The 17,538-nt window shown below is 35.0% G+C and carries 17 protein-coding genes; 1 reads left to right on the top strand and 16 read right to left on the bottom strand.

Features of this window, described 5'->3' with window-relative positions:
• Positions 1 to 27: 27 nt before the first annotated feature.
• The 16 genes from FDF36_RS19575 to FDF36_RS19505 all read right to left on the bottom strand — a co-directional run bounded on the left by FDF36_RS19575 (position 28) and on the right by FDF36_RS19505 (position 14,479).
• The gene (locus tag FDF36_RS19575; protein WP_220392475.1) at positions 28 to 1,284 is read right to left on the bottom strand and encodes a coiled-coil domain-containing protein; all 1,257 of its coding nucleotides are present in this window, start codon (positions 1,282 to 1,284) and stop codon (positions 28 to 30) included.
• Positions 1,285 to 1,527: 243 nt separating this feature from the next.
• Positions 1,528 to 2,679: a 6-bladed beta-propeller gene (locus FDF36_RS19570; RefSeq protein WP_220392474.1), complete on the bottom strand. Its 1,152-nt coding sequence runs from the start codon at positions 2,677 to 2,679 to the stop codon at positions 1,528 to 1,530.
• 72 nt (positions 2,680 to 2,751) lie between these two features.
• A complete protein-coding gene (locus FDF36_RS19565) occupies positions 2,752 to 3,003 on the bottom strand; it encodes an NVEALA domain-containing protein (RefSeq protein ID WP_220392473.1) in 252 nt (83 codons plus the stop codon).
• A gap of 407 nt (positions 3,004 to 3,410) precedes the next feature.
• Positions 3,411 to 4,454, bottom strand: coding sequence for a BF3164 family lipoprotein (locus tag FDF36_RS19560; RefSeq protein WP_220392472.1), 1,044 nt, complete (start codon positions 4,452 to 4,454; stop codon positions 3,411 to 3,413).
• Positions 4,455 to 4,533: 79 nt separating this feature from the next.
• Entirely contained in the window at positions 4,534 to 4,968 is a 435-nt protein-coding gene (locus tag FDF36_RS19555) for a BF3164 family lipoprotein (protein WP_220392471.1), read from the bottom strand.
• Between the two features lie 29 nt (positions 4,969 to 4,997).
• Positions 4,998 to 5,576 (bottom strand): BF3164 family lipoprotein, encoded by a 579-nt coding sequence (locus FDF36_RS19550; RefSeq protein ID WP_259281481.1) that lies wholly within the window; start codon positions 5,574 to 5,576, stop codon positions 4,998 to 5,000.
• A gap of 244 nt (positions 5,577 to 5,820) precedes the next feature.
• Positions 5,821 to 6,690 (bottom strand): DUF1573 domain-containing protein, encoded by an 870-nt coding sequence (locus FDF36_RS19545; RefSeq protein ID WP_050550871.1) that lies wholly within the window; start codon positions 6,688 to 6,690, stop codon positions 5,821 to 5,823.
• On the bottom strand, positions 6,683 to 7,843 hold the full coding sequence (locus FDF36_RS19540; RefSeq protein ID WP_220392469.1) for a 6-bladed beta-propeller: 1,161 nt from the start codon (positions 7,841 to 7,843) through the stop codon (positions 6,683 to 6,685). Before FDF36_RS19540 ends, FDF36_RS19545 begins: the two co-directional genes overlap by 8 nt.
• A 68-nt stretch (positions 7,844 to 7,911) precedes the next feature.
• Positions 7,912 to 8,175: an NVEALA domain-containing protein gene (locus FDF36_RS19535; RefSeq protein ID WP_220392468.1), complete on the bottom strand. Its 264-nt coding sequence runs from the start codon at positions 8,173 to 8,175 to the stop codon at positions 7,912 to 7,914.
• A gap of 275 nt (positions 8,176 to 8,450) precedes the next feature.
• Positions 8,451 to 8,672, bottom strand: a complete 222-nt coding sequence (locus FDF36_RS19530) for an NVEALA domain-containing protein (protein ID WP_220392467.1) — start codon at positions 8,670 to 8,672, stop codon at positions 8,451 to 8,453.
• Between the two features lie 103 nt (positions 8,673 to 8,775).
• On the bottom strand, positions 8,776 to 9,915 hold the full coding sequence (locus FDF36_RS19525) for a winged helix-turn-helix domain-containing protein (RefSeq protein ID WP_220392466.1): 1,140 nt from the start codon (positions 9,913 to 9,915) through the stop codon (positions 8,776 to 8,778).
• 329 nt (positions 9,916 to 10,244) lie between these two features.
• Positions 10,245 to 10,370, bottom strand: coding sequence for a hypothetical protein (locus tag FDF36_RS21365; protein ID WP_259281480.1), 126 nt, complete (start codon positions 10,368 to 10,370; stop codon positions 10,245 to 10,247).
• Positions 10,371 to 10,491: 121 nt separating this feature from the next.
• Complete coding sequence (locus tag FDF36_RS19520; protein WP_220392465.1) at positions 10,492 to 11,610, bottom strand: 6-bladed beta-propeller; 1,119 nt, start codon at positions 11,608 to 11,610, stop codon at positions 10,492 to 10,494.
• A 130-nt stretch (positions 11,611 to 11,740) separates the two neighbouring features.
• The gene (locus tag FDF36_RS19515) at positions 11,741 to 12,808 is read right to left on the bottom strand and encodes a BF3164 family lipoprotein (RefSeq protein WP_220392464.1); all 1,068 of its coding nucleotides are present in this window, start codon (positions 12,806 to 12,808) and stop codon (positions 11,741 to 11,743) included.
• A gap of 118 nt (positions 12,809 to 12,926) precedes the next feature.
• Positions 12,927 to 13,166, bottom strand: a complete 240-nt coding sequence (locus tag FDF36_RS19510; RefSeq protein ID WP_220392463.1) for an NVEALA domain-containing protein — start codon at positions 13,164 to 13,166, stop codon at positions 12,927 to 12,929.
• A gap of 104 nt (positions 13,167 to 13,270) precedes the next feature.
• Complete coding sequence (locus tag FDF36_RS19505) at positions 13,271 to 14,479, bottom strand: winged helix-turn-helix domain-containing protein (protein WP_220392496.1); 1,209 nt, start codon at positions 14,477 to 14,479, stop codon at positions 13,271 to 13,273.
• Between the two features lie 993 nt (positions 14,480 to 15,472).
• On the opposite strand from FDF36_RS19505, the gene FDF36_RS19500 reads away from it, so the two are divergent.
• Positions 15,473 to 17,176 carry a helix-turn-helix domain-containing protein gene (locus FDF36_RS19500; protein WP_220392495.1) on the top strand — a complete coding sequence of 568 codons (1,704 nt, stop codon included), beginning with the start codon at positions 15,473 to 15,475 and terminating at the stop codon, positions 17,174 to 17,176.
• Positions 17,177 to 17,538: the final 362 nt, after the last annotated feature.

Raw genomic sequence — 17,538 nt, 5'->3', positions numbered from 1 at the left:
CATCATCATTTGCCGCGTTACAAAGCGTTACAAGGCCTCAATTTCCGGCAGTTGCAGCTGAAAAAGATCTCTGTTGTGCTGAACAATAGAAATAGAAGGATCGATTTGAAGTACCTTAGATAAACGATGCTTAGCCGTCCGGAGGCACTCCCGGCTCCTTCCAGATAAACACTTCTCAATTTCTTCACGTGTCAATTGACAATCAGTAGCGTTTAAGAAAGCCAGCAAGAGAGTAGAGGACTGAAGATTAAGTGGAATTATTTCCCCGTTACACACCAATATCTTTTTATATGCATCAAAGGTCAGTATAGGACTCAATTTATAGATCAAGGATTTTGTTCCCAACAGTTCTTTTGCCTTGTTTAATTCCGCTATTTGCCCTTCGTACACCTTTGACTTTTGCTCCAGATCCTTCAACAGCATGTCCTTTTCCCGAGCATCAGATCGCTGCATTTCAATCTGGTGCGCATATTGATCCCGTATACTCGCTAACTCTACTAATTTTTCTTTTGACTTATTTAAATCGGCTATCTGATCTTCGCACTCTTTCAACTTTTGCTCCAGATCCTTCAACAACATGTCCTTCTCCCGAGCGTCAGATCGCTGCACTTCAACCTGGTGCGCATATTGATCCCGTATACTCGCTAACTCTACTAATTTTTCTTCCCTTCTTTTTAGCTTCTCCGCTAACAGCCAACACTCAGATTGTGTTTTAAACAAACGGTTTTTCACCCTAAACAAATAGATCAAAAAAACAATCAAACACAAAGCTATACCAACAATTATTCCGAATGGAAAGAAATGGTATCTACAAATCGACCACCAAGTATAATATAAAAAACCGGAAACCTCTATTTCACATCTTTCCCCCAAATAAGCAACTAATTTCAATTCGGGAGGAAAAGTGACGGTCTGGCTCTTTTTATATAAGGTCCGATTTTCCAAATCTGTAGTTACTATTTGCATCGCAACTCTTGCCAGAATATGTCGTGTTTGCAGGCTATCCGCCCAGGTCTGACTCAAAGTCATGGGAGATAGCTGCTTCTCGGAGCAAATAACGGAGTGTAATGAACGTTCTCTCGAAATCTGAGAAAGATTTTTCCGGCTCTTCCCGGCATCCACTTTATACTGTCTGGATCCTGTTTCGGTCATAACCGAAACAGTTAAAGGTATTGTGTCACTTGATATCCCTGAAAAAGAATAAAATAAATCCAATTCCTCCCCCTTCTTTTTCAGTTCATCCTTCAATACTTGTGTAAACAGGCTTTCCACCTTTATGTGCATCAACTTTCTGTTTCTTTGAAAGAAATACAAACTAACCAGAAATGCTAATAACACTATCCCCCCAATGCATAGCAATAACCGAATATACTTCATACCAATATATTTAAGTAAAAAACCGTTCTTACCATTTCGATTTATTTTACTGACAAAAATAATATTATTTCCTAGCAAAAAGCTAAAATATAGAAACAATTAAATAAGTAAAATCAACAAAAAAGATCACACCACTTTTCATACAGCTGTCTACTTCCTGATCCGAACAAACAATAATATAGGATTATCCTCTTCACTCGATATCGCCAGCAATTCAGACAACTTGTCATCACACGCATATCCGTTTCTTACCAGATCTTTTAAGGATAACACATCCAATGGAGCTACATGATAACCATCAACAGAACCTGTACTAAAATAATTGAGTTCACCCACCTTTAACTGATCCTGAAATGTTTTAATTGTATAATTATACGTCTTATTAGTATTCTTATCATACAATCCTATATACTTTTCTTTATTTTTCATATAGCATACAAACAAATCACGTTCAGTTTCTTCTACACTATAATAAGAAATATAATCAGATTGAATCAAATCATACAAGTAATTAGAGCTTCCATTATTACTAATTTTATTCAAGAAATCCAAAGGAGGGACAGTAAGACCCTCAAATAAAAAAGAATAAGCCGGAACGACCTCTGAAGCAGCCACTCTATAAATCGTCAAATCGAATGGAGTATACGCAAATGCATTGGCACCAACCTTATAGATTGTTTGAGAAGGCCCTATTGTATAACCAGATTTAAACTCTTTATTCATTTTATAATCTATCACATGAAACAAAGAATCCGTAACCACAAAATGGAAGTCGGATAATTTAGAGTCTGTGTATTCTTTGCTATTCCAAAGCAAATTACCATCCTCTAACTGTAGACAGCAAGATGTACTAAAAGGCAATCTCCTTTCGTACAAAAAACTAAAATCAGTCGCACTATAATACAATACTTTATCCTGGGCAACATCAATTGCGATAATATAATTCTTATTATTGTCTACAAAAAACGAAGATAACAATATATATTCACCGGGGCCACTTCCCTTCTGTCCAATCTGATTTACAAAAGCACCCAATTTGTTAAAAACATACAAATTAGAGTTGGCAGAATCCAATATTAATAAATAATTATTTAATTCTTTAATAAGCCCAACATTCTTTACCAAACATGAATCTTTTGTTTGAAGCTTTAAGAAAGATAACTCTAATATACTATCCGCATTTACATCAGTATGTTCTTTAAAAGAAATAATTGTACTGCTTTCATGCAATTCTTTCACTTGGCTACAACCACAAAATAATATAAGTAGTAGCCCAACTGTAATTTTCCACTTTGTCACCATAATAATATTGACTTAATAAAGAGTGGGAGGCTGACAAACAACCTCCAAACTCTATAATAAAGAATAAAGCTCCTATCCTGCTACTGGCTTTTTACAACAAAGTGTACCATTACCGCTGCAATGCAAAGTATTGGAATACTGATCATAACTTACATTCCCAAACGTACAATCAGCCGACGATTCGCGAGAATCTGCCAATACCTCCACATTTGCCATTGCCAAATCCGACATTGTCACCTCTGCTCTCTGTGACTGATATATATTGTAGCCTGCAAAAGTTACGACTACAGCGACTATCAGGGCCGCAAAAATCTTCTTACTCATAACTTACATATTTTTTACGAGGTTAGTAATTCTTTTATTTGTCGTGTCTCTCTTTCGGGGAGCCACCTCCTCCGTAGAAAAAGTGAATACTACATTTACTCATTCCAATGAGCTATCTTCGTGCCGGACAATCTCCTTTTTTAAAGGTTATCCGAAAGTGGACAATTCTAAGACTTTTCTGGAACCTACTGACAAAAATAAGGTTATTTCCTGATAAGAAGCTTAAATATCGAAAAAATTAAGTTACAAATTTAGAGATATACAAAACAGTTTATAAACATTCTGCCCATTTCACACTCAAAAAAGGCTCTAACTATGCGATTATCAATCATTCCAAAAGAACATTTTAAATCTAAAGCACCCACCAGTGATGCTATATCTGCATTAACTGCGCATCAAAACTCAGATTACATGTTAAAACGATAAATGATAATTTTATCTTCAAAGTTCCGAACTCCATAGATATGAGTTTCATCAATACAGAAATTACCTATAGGAAAAGGTAACACATATTTTTTCACTTTATTCCCATCCCAATCAAAACAGAACAGCTCATTAGACGCAAAGTCTGTTTTTGCAGCCTCATTGTAATTTTGTAAAAAGAGTGAAAAACAAATCAAGTCATCCGAGACTGCTATATTTTTTATTCCTCCAATACTTTGGTTATAATCAATTGCATAACCGCCTCCCTTCTTCCAGGTTTTCGGAATATGCTTAAAAGGACTCACATAGACACGATTTATTCCATCGTCAGAAACACGATAAATTTCGAAAACATCAGAAGCACGTATTGAAAGCACAAATTTGGATTGTTTGCTACTTGCCTTCAATATACCTCCGAAAACGGTACCCTTCTCTAAACCGGACACCTCACCCGCATCAAAAGGAAGCTCTGCCACATGAGGTATAATATGATTCTGTGAGTCAAGAGCTCCCCAATAACCTTCCTTAAACCCGCCGGTCACTATCTTTTTATTGCCAACAGTATTAATCTCCAAAGCCCTGAAATCCACACTATAAGGATAAGTCTCCCTTATTATATCCGGATGTTCTTTTTTGCTTAAGATATCGGATATTGATACCGAAATCCTTGCTTTCTTCATTCGCTCCAGAAAAACAATTCTCGAGTCAACAATTTCAAAACCAGACCCGAAATCTATAAACTCTTCTGGTCCTTCGCCTGTACGCCCCCATTGAGATAATAGCTCCCCATTATTTACATTAATAAATGAAAAAGCATATTCATCCATTGCATGCTGAAGAACCAAAATGCTGTCTACTATTTCCATATTCATTATAGCTCCCCAAGGAGCATCTTCATCTGAACAAATAAGATTATAGTCTACAATTTCGCATGCTGTGTCAAATGAATAAACCGAATCAACATCGTTCTTCCTACATGAGAAAAATACAAAACACAATGAAAGAAATAAGATATATTTTTGTTTCATCTTCGTTACTTTTAAACAACTAACGTATATTTCATTTTTAAAGTATATCAAGCAAACCCATAACACCCTAACCAAAAAGTCAGTTTAACCGATAACAATAATAATGATAACGCTCTTCTCCACCATCCGTTTCCTTTGTCATCAGGCAGAGTCGTTCATCATTACTATCCACCGAGATGCATACACCCCATCTATCTAATATCACTTTCTTTACAGCACGTCCTTCCCAATCAAATACATAAACTTCATTTGCTATTGCCTTATTTTTCCCAATTTGCCCACTGTAAAGTGCATAAATATAGTTTTCAGTGGCTACCCCACGAAGAAATCCTTTAGGAGAATCGGCAGAGACATCAACAGAAGACACTTCGTTAGTAGATTGATTCTCAAATACCGGCGTATACGTATTCAAATGTACTACACTTTCCAGGCACGTGTCATTTACCACTTTCTGAATAGATAATAAATCGCACTCATACGACAAGTAAGCAAAACGTTTTTTATCCGGCTTCATAATAAGATCCCCCTGGAACAACAAATAGTTTACATCCCGTTTACCGCTTGCTCTGTTTGTGGAAAAGGGAGATATTGATTTAAAATCTCTTTCTGATTGCATTTCGCTATCAGGCCACTTTCAAAAGTCCCACTCCCGTAAAATATGGAATCCGAATATGCATATACCCTATTCATTCCTAACTTAGGAGCTGAAATAAAATCTATCTTTGAGAGACTTCCTTGAGCTAAACTGTCCATTTGAAAAAAACTTATAGTTTGCAAAGACTGATCATACAGTACCAAAGAACGCTTATCCATATCTACATACATTTGGGATATAGATAGAAAATCATCCGGCCCCATGCCTTTATTCCCAAAAGCAACCATCTCTTTCCCTGTATTCATGTTATAAACATGCACCATCGGATTGGCAGTCCAATCTATTAGACACAGAGTGGAATCATAAGAACACATCAGATAGGGAGCTAATAGTTCCTTGTTTAAACTAACTTCCCTATCACTCTTAAGCGATTGTTCTAAAGGAAAATCATACACAGTTTTTTCTTCCCTGCCACAAGAAGAGAAAAAAAGTAAAATTACAAATAAAACGACTAAATTAAATCTCATATGATTCATATTTATTCTATAAAGTCACTATCCCACTTCAATCAGGCAAATATTTTTCTACTTTCCTAACCTACTATCTAATCAGCCAGATGCTTCCACAACCCTCCAAATCAACGAGTTCTATACTACAATCCACGTCCAGCAGATACATTTTACATTTAATAATTATAAAGGACCTATAAGTTATTGCCAGCAATCCTATTTAAAGTTCAACAAATATATTCAATTAACTCTTCATTTCAAACTATTTAGCATTCCCCATTATCTTTAACCGCAATGGAGACGCGGAAGAGTTACAGTATACCGTAATAGTTTTATTAAAGTGCTCCGGATGATCCGCTTTATAAGTTACAATGATATCCAAAGACTTCCCTGGCGAAACCGGTTCTTTTGAATACTCCACTGAAGTACACCCACAAGAGGTAACCACATCATTAATGACAAGCATATTTTCACCCGTATTATATAAAGTAAAAATACAAGATTGAGATTGCTCGGAAGAGAACTCCCCCAAATTAATAGTGGTAGCACTAACAGCAATCTCTCTATTACTATATCGCTTAAATGGAACACTCTCCTCATCATTCAACGTTTTCTTATATAACTCCCATATTGCATCATTTCGTATCGGATCCCCTATAAGCAATATATTATTTTCTCTATCCAATAAAAAGACTTGAAATCGATGATCTTTTTTTAAAGAATTCAACTTATAAAAAGAATTATTGTGATCAATAAACACCGGATAATCAAATCGATTCTTATTCAATAAACTTCTAATAACAAGTTCACTTGAGTTATTTACAATAAATACAAAAGATAGATTTTTATTTATTACTTTCATTTCTCGGATCTTCACTGACCACTCTCCTAATGATAAATGACACTCTGTACATCCGACAGAATCGGTATAAACGACCAATTTATAATCCATCTTCAACAATGAATCAATAGCCCTATCATTATACATCACCTTAGGAAATACAATATGTTTCCCCATCAATTCATTGACTATTTCTGATAATTCTTGTTGATTCTTTGAAGGTAAAGAACTATTGCCACAAGAAATAAATAGAACACAACTTAATATTAGAATGTAAATTTTGTCATTCATGAGTTTTATCATTTCTTAAATGATAAACAAGTAATAAAGTCCCACCTTCTTTTAACATTTCTATATATGCAGGGTCTATCATCTCTTTCTCTTCTATCTTCTCATAAATCATTTGATTCATGGCACACACTATCTGGTTATTATCTGCATACACAGGAAAATTAAAATCACGAATCGATAACTTCTTAAATAATTCCATTATTCCTTCATAACTCTTTATAATATACTTTTGATTCACAATATCCAAACAAAACAACGCTTTGGAAGAACCATAAAACATAGTAGCCAGAAATAAGTTACCATTATAATAAACAGATTCATGAAAATAATTAAACCCACCTAATTTCCTTTCTGATACTACTTTATTATAGTCACTTCTAATCTCATCTGGTATAGGTTGAGCATTTAAAGAAATAGAATATTTTTTACCCAACTCACCCGATTTTTCAAATAAATAAATATCATCAGAAACAGGGTAGTAAAAAACAATATTATCGCCACATCTTCTAAAACTCCCAATCTTCAATTGCCCTTGAGTATCTTTCTCATTAAAAGGAAGTATATGTTGGATAATTTCAAATTCCTGATTTACTAATAGAACTTTGGCATCATCATATATTTCCTTATCCATTCCAAGTACGAAATTAGATTGATTAGTTACGAAAAAGCTATTGATTCCAGACAGTTTACCATCATAACGATATTCTTCTCTAAAGGAATTATCTAAAGCATATTCTATGATTTTTCTATTTCGGACATCTAAAAGGTAAATCCCATTATCATTGACATCAAAATCGAAAGTACGAAAAAACTCTCCAGGACCTCCGCCCTTGGCTCCTACCATAAAAAGAAACTTTCCAGACAAATCAAATACTTTAACAGACTCTGTTCCAAAAAAATCCAAAATATAGATACGATCATTTTTTATTATACACTTATTTATATCTTTTATAAATGAGTTCGCATCTGAATCATCTAATGAAATAAAAGAAAGAGAATCTACATAAGAATTCATATCAAGAGTATTAGAAAGAGAACTGACCAAACAGGAGTCTTTCATATCATTCGTCACAAACACACTTACTTTTTCTTTATGTCCACAACCCAATAAGGTCATAGCAAAGGCACAAATTGCTAATATTCTATAAAACATACAAATCATTTCAACTTACTAAAATTAATAATAAGGCTGCAGCATCTTAGCTACAGCCTATATGTATGTTAATCACAAAGGACCGCTGTACATGGAGCCATATTTTCACATTTACAATGTGTTCCGTCACCAGTGAATAACCATGGACAATCGTACAATTCACTTGGACCCGTATTGCCATTACTGTTAGCCTCATCTCTAGCCAACGCTTCTACATTAGCCATTGCCAAATCCGATATCGACATTTCTGCTCTCTGTGACTGATATATATTGTAGCCTGCAAAAGTTGCAACTACAGCGACTATCAGGGCCGCAAAAATCTTCTTACTCATAACTTACATATTTTTTACGAGGTTAGTAATTCTTTTGTTTGTCGTGTCTCTCTTTCGGGGAGCCACCTCCTCCGTAGAAAAAGTATATGCTACATTTACTCATTCCAATGAATTTTTCGCTATCTTCGTGCCGGGCAACCTCCTTTTTTAAGGGTTATCCGGGAGTGGACGATTCTAAGACTTTTCTCGAACGTAGATCGTTCCACTCCCTTTCTAACCCAAGTTAATAATGCAATGAATGATTCTAGTGTGATAAGATTTATATAAAAGAGCACTCACTCCCCAAGACTAAATCCTTGAACCACATATTCTACTTTGATATGGTTAATAGGACAATCTACAGATCCGTCATCTAAGCAACCTAAATTGGTAACGTGTTCACTACCGGCAAGCGCCTCTACATTTTGCAAGAATAAGGAATTTACTCTCTTAGGAGTTTTCGCGGCAGGCCAATACCCGACCAAGGCTATTAAACCAAGCCCAAAGATCAATTTCATATAGTTTTTCATGGTTTCAAAGTATAAGTGTTAATAACTGGCAGCAAAGGTAAAAAGAGATTTTGGATAAACTGCTATCAATTTTATTGCCATTTATTGCCATTCATGTCAAATCATTGTCAACAAGGTCATCTATGAACAACATACGATAACGATCGCTTCCAAAACGCCTGAAACAAACACCACAACCAGTTTGCTCTAATCTCTTCCCTAATTTGTTTCCGGCAGAACAAAACATATTTATCTGAACGTTCGATTGACCTTTCCAAATAAACTTAATGATATCCTCATCAGTCACCGTATAATCGGGAGCATCTAAAAAAAGCTTTAGAATCTGACATTGCTGGGGGGACAAAGACATTTTCTTGCCATTACAATTAAGAACTCTATTCCGGGCATCAAAAACAACTCCATGACGTAAACTATATAGTTGTCCTTCTACTTTACAAATCTGCTTTATTAGAGGTGCCTTTTCTTCCGGAGATGTTTCTTTTTCAACTATTATCTCACGAATCACCTCTTTCTCAACAACGACTTCCTTTTCAACGACAACCTCATAAGGAACCTCCTTTAATTCCGGAGGCCGATTTACCATTTTATAATAAAAGCAGATAAATAAAAGCGTCAATAACAAACAAATTACAATCCATCCAAAAGGTTGCCAATGATACCATAATATTGTTTTCCAACTAAAAGCTAAAAGACCGATGACCTCTATCTCACAACGATTGCCTATATATGAAGTTACAACCCCCAAAGAAGTATCCCACACACAATCGTCACTTGATGAACTAACAATCTTTCCCTGAAGATTTTCCATCTGCACACGCACCGCAGACTCTGTATCAATGTGATCTTTCTTAAGCATACTCCGCCAATGTTCATTTAAAGAATCCGGCAATAAATGGGATTTCTCACATAGGATAGAGTGTATTGACCGGTTTCTCAGATTCCGAGAAATGTTCTTTTTACTTTTCAAAGAATCAACCTCGTACGCTTTTTTCCCTTCTGCTGTTGTAATGTAAATTTTCAAAGGTAGAGTATCAGATGAACTCTCAGCAAACAAGTGAAATAGATTTAAATCTCTTTCTTTTCTTTCCATCTCTTCTTGAAGCATCTGTACGAATAGATTCTCCGCCTGTTTATGTATGCCCATCTTATTTCGTTGATAGAAATAGGCTCCAACCAATAGTGATAGGATTATCACTCCAATAACACACGAAAGCAATTCATTTTTTGTCATTTCGATTTATTTTACTGACAAAAATAATATTATTTCCTAACAAGAAGCTAAAAGACAGAAAAAAATTAAATAACAAATTTAGAGATATACAAAACAGTTTGTAAGCATTCTGTTCATTTCACACGCAAACAAGAACTCTTGTACGAGTCAACTAATTCCAATATTCCTCCAAAATAGATTGTATTCAGTACCGTTTCAAATTCATCACGGTTATTGCCCGAAAATAACAAAGTCTCCTCCCGCTTGTCTGTTCCACCCCTGCATAAAGAAAGATTTGAAAAACAAAAAATATACATATCAAGCAAACTCGTAACATCCTAACAAAAAAGTCAGTTTAACTGATAACAATAATAATGATAACGTTCTTCTCCACCATCCGTTTCCTTTGTCATCAGGCAGAGTCGCTCATCATTACTATCCACCGAGATGCATATACCCCATCTATCCAGTATCACTTTCTTTACAATAGTACCTCCTTCCCATACCAATTTTTAACAAGTTCTTCAAGTTTTTCCTTCTCGGTCTGCTGACATGAGATTAGAAAGAAAAAACAACCTAACACCAGTATAAGATTTTTCATTTAAAATAAAATTTGATTAAACAGGGGTTATCATCTTCTAAACGCTCTTCCAGCTTCTGATATTCCTCCGGAGGAAGCACTTTTTCATAGTTTGGAAAGTCTTCATTGAAAACAATACAAGTCAGGAAATCTTCATTAAAGGCTAAAGGATGGAGCAAAACACCTTCCGCTGTTTTCTCAAAAAAGAAACTCTTGCCGTCATCCTTTCGATAAAACAGATTTATCCGATGCCGAAAGCCAAACGTCAACATGGTATAATAATATTTTTTATTCTGAAATTGATGCCTTAATAAATAAGGCACAGTAGAATCACGTAAATACTGCAACATTAATTTGTATTCCTCAACCTTTTGATCCTCTAATAAAGTGAATCCATACTCCTTCAAATCAAGATTATCTTTTCCAAAATCCCAACGGTATGCAACCCGTAAGCTATCTGTCCTTACTTCATATACTTCATTTTGATAAGGATTGGAGAAATATACTTTATGTTCATAATTATAAAAAGGTTTAGAATTCAGAGTAGTGAGAACGGGAGGAACATGCCAAAATTCTTTCACATTCTTGAAAGACTCTTTAGAAATAACGCTGATACAATTTTCATTCTCAGAGGCAGGAAGTGTCCATGTAACGAAATACTTACTCTCCAGCTCCTCTATCAATTGATAATTTGCCCTCGTTGGCAGTTCTATTTCTTTTATGAATTTTCCATCCAGAGAATACACATAAAGAGAGCCAAATGGAGATAGCATATACACTGCATTTTCTTTCTCTTTAATAACGGCATCGTATATTTCACGATACTCTCCGGGACCTTGTCCCTTTTTACCTATTTTATGCAAAAGATGCCCTTCTTCATCAAAAGAAAACACAGCCGGAACCCCTTCATCGACAATATAATATCTGTTATCTTTTATAATAACTTTTACAGGCCTTACAAGAAAGGAACTATCATTGGTTTCCAATGGAATGACAGATATTTTAGAAAATAATTCTTCTGTTGCAACAGGGCGTTCAACCAAATCGACATGTAATACTTCACAGTCGGTTTTATCTCCAGTGCTTTTACATGAAAAAAGTATAAACAAGAGAAGTGTTAACAAGATATTCTTCATAACTTTATTAGATTAGATTAACAATACAGCAAAGGTAAAAAGATTTTGGATAAACTGCTATCAATTTTATTGCCATTTATTGCCATTCATGTCAAATGACATGTGAAAGACCTCAAACACAAGATATAAATCAATTTAAAGACAAACAAGAAAGCTCATAAGCATTCTGTTCGTTCTCGGCAATTACATAGATTGTGTTATCCTTCCCATCGACGGCAATATTAGAGAGGGAGCGCCCTGTTTTAATTTTAGTTATTGGAATTCCCTCCCAATTAAATACAGTAATTTCCGAAGGTAAGGTTTCATTCCCTATACTGTGCAATAATGTATATATACTATTATTGGTTACATATACGTCCTCAAAACCAATCCGAGTCGTTTCATTGAAAACAGCATATTTGGGTATTGCCCCTTCGGCAATACCATATTTAGGTTCGTAAATATAAAGAATCTTTGCCAATGATAAGGAACAATTATCATTCAAATCGAACAATTCCAATACCCCTCCAAGATAGGTTGCATTCAACATCTTCGTCCTGTCAGGTCTTAATTTGGTTTTGGCATTGCTACAGAAGACTGACCAGACCTCTTCATCATCATTCGTATTTACACAATCTGAGAAAGAATTGTATAATTGAGTAACCTTTCCATCTTTTAATAGCCCAAACCGAAGGCCCTTATGATTTGCTTTCACAAGAAAGTTTGAATCTTTAAGAGAAAGCATATCATAGATTATTGTAGGCACTTCGGCTTGAGGCAAGCTATCATAATTCACCTGTATAACCTCCCATTTCAATGAATCTTTTAAAAAAGAAGAAACATCATATTTCACTATTTTACGTAATGACGTATCGTAGACATACATGGTTTCCCTATCTTCAGATAAATTGAACGATTCCACATTTATAAAATCAGCAGGACCTTGCCCTTTTTCTCCAAATGATTTTATGGGTACACCCTTTAGAGTGAACAGATGGAAGAAGTTATTATTAACATTATCCAATACCAGTAATACTGAATCTATACATTCTATTTGCAAAGGATACGAAAATAAAAACGTATCATTTAAAACAACCAGTTCTCGCGATATGCTATCGCTACAAATCAGTCTGTTTGAGAACTCAATCTTCTCTTTTTCCGGATGACATCCTAAAAGAATAGTCCCTATTAAAATCAGTATACTGATATTCTTTCCCATGATCTTTTTAATTTATAGCTGATTAGAAAAGTTTTATCTTTGCTATAGCCCTATATTTTAAGTATTTGAAATTACACCTCCCTTCCTCTAAATCGATTCCTCTTTTAAGAGTATAGCTTTATTCTCCTACACTGAATCCCTCATATACTATTTCCACCTTGTCGTGATTAATAGGACAATCTACAGATCCTGGTCCATAACAACGAGCATGTGAAGGTCCTTCTCCACTTGCCAGCGCCTCTATATTTTGCAATAAAAGAGGATCCACATTCTGAGATTTTTCTGTAGGTTTTAAAAGCCAAACCGAAACGATAGCAGCCAAAAGAAATGTTGCTTTTAAATAGTTCTTCATTTTCATAAGATATATATTTTAATTATTCACTGCAAAGTTAAAGGCTACTAACCAATAAAACATCATATAATACATTACATTTTATTACATAGTACGAAAGTCTCCCTAAATTAACCTATTTCAGACAGTACTAATTGGTATTTATTAATACCTCTCTGAAAAATAGAAATCTCAGGATCTACACTCAACGCAACACGTAAACGAGAAATAGCGACTCGCAAACGAGTCATATCCCCAGTACCATCTTTCCATAAACATTCCAATAGCTCCTCGTATGTTAAAATATATTCAGGAGCATTCAGGAAAGTATCCAATAGTTGACATGCCTGCGAAGTAAGAGGTATCGTTTGATCGCCACAAATTAATACCTTTGCATAAGAATCAAAAGTAACCTTTGGACTCAACCTGTAAAGTAACGGTTCTTTCCCTGATTCTTTTAATTCTTTCAGTTTTTGAATTTGTATCTCATACCCTTTCAATATTCCCTCCATATTTTTACGTTTTTCTTCATATTCTTCGCCTTTTGCTGAAAAGTCTTTTATACGCTTTTCATATTCTTTTTGTTTTGCCTCTAATCTTTTCTGGTCTTTCTCCAATTGCATACGCACCTTTCTTTCACGATCCCGATCATTAGCTAAATGCTTTCTATCATTTCGAACTTTAGATAAGTACAGATACCAACTACAGAAAATAATGATAAGAACAACTGTCACACCCACTATTATTTTAAATGGAGAGCTATGATACCGATATATCGCCCGCCATGGATAAGACCAAAAAGCAATGATCTCAACTTCACATCTATTACCTACATAAAAAGTAATTTTATGTGTTCCGGAACAAAAACGATTACAGTTTTTACATTTAAAATAAGAAATAGAATTATCTAAATGGTTTATTGATAAATGTACATCGGTTTTAGCAAGAATTTTTCGCTCTTTGAGCTTATTGTTCCAAAGTAAATTCAAAGTATCTGTAGATAAGCCACTTTTCATACAGGCAACTGAGTGCCAAGACCGCTCTGCCATACTTGGTGAAATATTCTTTTTACTTTTCTTAGCATCAACAGTAAAAGTCTTGACTCCCTCACTCGTCGTTACACGAATGGTCAAAGGAATAGTATCGATTATCACTTTGGAAATATAAAACAACTTCAATTCTTGCTGCTTCCTGTGCAATTCCTCATTCAATACTTCCTTCAAAAGAGACTCGGTTTCGATATACATTGCTTCCACGTTCCTCTGATAGAAGTGCATACCGACTAAAATTGCTTGCACCAATATCCCCAAAATCCATAAAAATAGCTTAGAGCGTTTCATCATGGCTTCTTTTTGCAAACAAATGTAATACTTTACAATATTATCTCAAAGTCCCATTCTATAGATTTCGCTGATTAATAGAGAACAAACACACAATTACCCCATTATCGATGCAGATAGACAAGTCCTCAAATATCTACCTCAAACAAGCATAGAAAGGCAAATCTGGGCCGCTGGTCTATTTTTCATATCAAAATTAGAATATTTTAATATTTCTATTTACGAATAAACATTTACATCATACATATATTTCGGTGTATTACAATTTATTACACAACATTACAATACTGATATTTACCCCATATACAGGTAATAATAAGTAATATCTTATATTTAACTTCAATTAGCTCATTAAATTAACACTTAGAACAGCCGTGTCAGGCTCTTATTCCACTACTATTTTTACTAAATCCAGCTGATAAGAATATCTCCATGAATCAAAAAAACACATTATATTTGAGAATAAAATTCCGGAACTTACACCTATATACCAATATATTACAAATAAAATCAGTTATACAAAGTATTTGTGACAGACAAAGAAGAAGCATCCGAAAGCTAAATTCATTTCAATTCTGGAATATATTTCATTGAAAGTTTTCTTCCACCCAACAAACTTAATATGACACCTTTTAATATAACTAATCAACATCTAAACAGGAATAAAAAACATGTAAAATAGAACCATCCGGACAGGAACAGTAGAAACGGACTTGATAATTCAAAATAATAAATGCCCTCCCATAAAGAGAAAAATTATATGATGAAAAAGATACACACAGCATTTCTGTACCAAATATTACCCATTTCTTTTGAAAGATTATACCCAATCAGGATGTACAAAAAGTCATATACTTGCAGCACCAACAACAGTTGGGATATTCGTAAAAATAAAAAATGTATAAAAATTCACGAATTGAATAAGAACATAAAATTAATATTTATCTAATTACAATTATGAAATTAATTCTAACTCTTTTACTAATCATCTCGATGGACATTCAATTTAATTACGCATGTCCCTGCATCCAAGCCAACACATTAATTGAAATGAATGAAAGTTTTGCGAATCAGTCTCAAGGAGCCACTGTTTTCCCAATGTCCTTATGGCTGCTGTTATGGTCTTATCCTATTGAAGGTCTGGCAATAGGATTACTGATCTCCCTTATCGTATATTATCGAATGGTATACAGCACAAAGCTATTTCCTCACGAAAAATTGGGGCTGATCTTAAATATAACCCATAAAACTCAGACACCACTGACTTTGATCCATCACCTACTGGAAGAGGTCGTTTCGGACAACCTCTCCGAATCTACGTCCCAAAAGATAAAGCGGATACTCAGATACACTAACCATATCATGAGCTGCTACCAGAACATTGCCGTATTCGACGACAAAGAGAATGAACTGCATCCGGGCTCTTCTCCCATTGAATTCGAACTTTACACTTTTATCACCTCAATCGTTAATCAATGCCGGATATATGCCGACACTCGCCAAATAAAATTAAATATCAGCAAAGATTTCAGTTATATCAGTTGCCGGGTAGACGAAATGACTATGACTGCTGCCCTGCAATGCCTGCTGAATAAAATGATCGAAGCCACGCCTTGCAAAGGTTGCATAAACATGAATGTATCACACAGCGTCAACCACTGGAACCTCCGGATAACGAATGGCCCGGAATACAAGCAAAGTCATAAAAAGACACTTTCGTTTATCTCCACATTCATGTTAATGCACTACTGCGGAAGTCTCCAAATTATAAAAAAGATAATCCGTTTGCATGGAGGAAAGTTGAGCGGCGACTATCATGGGCGGTCAATAACCATCCGGGTTACTGTACCCATAAACGGATATTGTAATACCGTACAATGCCCGGAAGTAGTGCCTCCTGTAATGAAAGATGATAAAATCATCCATTCTGACAAGAACAAGCAACATATCCTGTTGGTCATGGCAGATAAAGAGTTAAGCGGTTATTTACATGAAGCATTCTCTACGCTTTTCAAAATAACAGTCGTTGAAAACCCTGAACAGATAGTACGTTTCTCGGGGCAGCGGATACCGGATATTATCATTATTGATGAAACAGTAGGAGGCATACATGGAAAAGAAATCTGCTCCAAAGTAAAATCGAATACAAGCATGGTCCATATTCCTGTTATTCTTCTGATCAGCGCCAATGATAACAGAAGCTATCTTGATCATATAGACTGTGGAGTTGATAAATTGGAATCGCGGGCAATCAATATTTGCAGACTCAAAGTGGACATACAAATGCTTATCAATAAACATGAACGCATCATGAAACTCCTGGAGAAAAATCTGTCGGACAATCTGCCTTCACCAACTGCAAAAAGTGAAGAGGACGCACTGTTCATAAACAAAGTGGACAAGCTTCTGGAAAAGAATCTTTCAACAGAAAGCTATACAGTTGACATGCTAAGTGCCGATATGGGAATGTGCCGTACCAAATTCTACACTAAAATAAAAGAAATTACGGATAAAACACCCACAGAATACATGCATTATTTCAAAATGAATAAAGCTAAAGTTTTATTGGTTACGCAACAATACACTGTCACGGAAATAGCCACTTTTTTAGGCTTTTGCAATGCCAAATATTTCGGAAAACAATTTAAGAAATTCTATAAAGTTCCACCCACGCAATATATTAAAGAAGTTTTCTAAAACTACAAGGCTTTATACTCTATTCAAGAAGAAAATTCAAAAGAAAACATGTCATTTATCTTCATTTCATAACATACTTATAATAAGAGTATTACATCTTTATACAGCATCATTATCCCGTCCCGCATACCCGGGCCCATCGGCCCAGGTATGCGGGCTCATCAGCCCGGGTATGCGGGACGGGATAAAGAAAAGACCATTTTCACTAAAGGTAGCAAGAAAAACAAAATACAATAAAGGACACAAACAGATAGAATACCGACTCTATGTATTTGTATATTAAATATCTACAGTCTATTTACTCCTTAAATACGGAGGTGGAAGATGGAAGATAAAGGTGGAAGATAAACGGCTTAAAAACG

It is taken from the genome of Bacteroides fragilis, from assembly GCF_019583405.1.
GTDB lineage: Bacteria > Bacteroidota > Bacteroidia > Bacteroidales > Bacteroidaceae > Bacteroides > Bacteroides fragilis_B.
Note: the sequence above shows the minus strand (reverse complement) of the source record. Positions and strands in the feature narration are given on the sequence as shown.

What these genes read in the sequence shown, in the direction of transcription:
- FDF36_RS19575 (WP_220392475.1), bottom strand. Translation starts at nt 1,284, where the DNA reads ATGCACATAAAGGTGGAAAGCCTGTTTACACAAGTATTGAAGGATGAA.
- FDF36_RS19570 (WP_220392474.1), bottom strand. Translation starts at nt 2,679, where the DNA reads ATGGTGACAAAGTGGAAAATTACAGTTGGGCTACTACTTATATTATTT.
- FDF36_RS19565 (WP_220392473.1), bottom strand. Translation starts at nt 3,003, where the DNA reads ATGAGTAAGAAGATTTTTGCGGCCCTGATAGTCGCTGTAGTCGTAACT.
- FDF36_RS19560 (WP_220392472.1), bottom strand. Translation starts at nt 4,454, where the DNA reads ATGAAACAAAAATATATCTTATTTCTTTCATTGTGTTTTGTATTTTTC.
- FDF36_RS19555 (WP_220392471.1), bottom strand. Translation starts at nt 4,968, where the DNA reads ATGAAGCCGGATAAAAAACGTTTTGCTTACTTGTCGTATGAGTGCGAT.
- FDF36_RS19550 (WP_259281481.1), bottom strand. Translation starts at nt 5,576, where the DNA reads ATGAGATTTAATTTAGTCGTTTTATTTGTAATTTTACTTTTTTTCTCT.
- FDF36_RS19545 (WP_050550871.1), bottom strand. Translation starts at nt 6,690, where the DNA reads ATGAATGACAAAATTTACATTCTAATATTAAGTTGTGTTCTATTTATT.
- FDF36_RS19540 (WP_220392469.1), bottom strand. Translation starts at nt 7,843, where the DNA reads ATGTTTTATAGAATATTAGCAATTTGTGCCTTTGCTATGACCTTATTG.
- FDF36_RS19535 (WP_220392468.1), bottom strand. Translation starts at nt 8,175, where the DNA reads ATGAGTAAGAAGATTTTTGCGGCCCTGATAGTCGCTGTAGTTGCAACT.
- FDF36_RS19530 (WP_220392467.1), bottom strand. Translation starts at nt 8,672, where the DNA reads ATGAAATTGATCTTTGGGCTTGGTTTAATAGCCTTGGTCGGGTATTGG.
- FDF36_RS19525 (WP_220392466.1), bottom strand. Translation starts at nt 9,915, where the DNA reads ATGACAAAAAATGAATTGCTTTCGTGTGTTATTGGAGTGATAATCCTA.
- FDF36_RS19520 (WP_220392465.1), bottom strand. Translation starts at nt 11,610, where the DNA reads ATGAAGAATATCTTGTTAACACTTCTCTTGTTTATACTTTTTTCATGT.
- FDF36_RS19515 (WP_220392464.1), bottom strand. Translation starts at nt 12,808, where the DNA reads ATGGGAAAGAATATCAGTATACTGATTTTAATAGGGACTATTCTTTTA.
- FDF36_RS19510 (WP_220392463.1), bottom strand. Translation starts at nt 13,166, where the DNA reads ATGAAAATGAAGAACTATTTAAAAGCAACATTTCTTTTGGCTGCTATC.
- FDF36_RS19505 (WP_220392496.1), bottom strand. Translation starts at nt 14,479, where the DNA reads ATGAAACGCTCTAAGCTATTTTTATGGATTTTGGGGATATTGGTGCAA.
- FDF36_RS19500 (WP_220392495.1), top strand. Translation starts at nt 15,473, where the DNA reads ATGGACATTCAATTTAATTACGCATGTCCCTGCATCCAAGCCAACACA.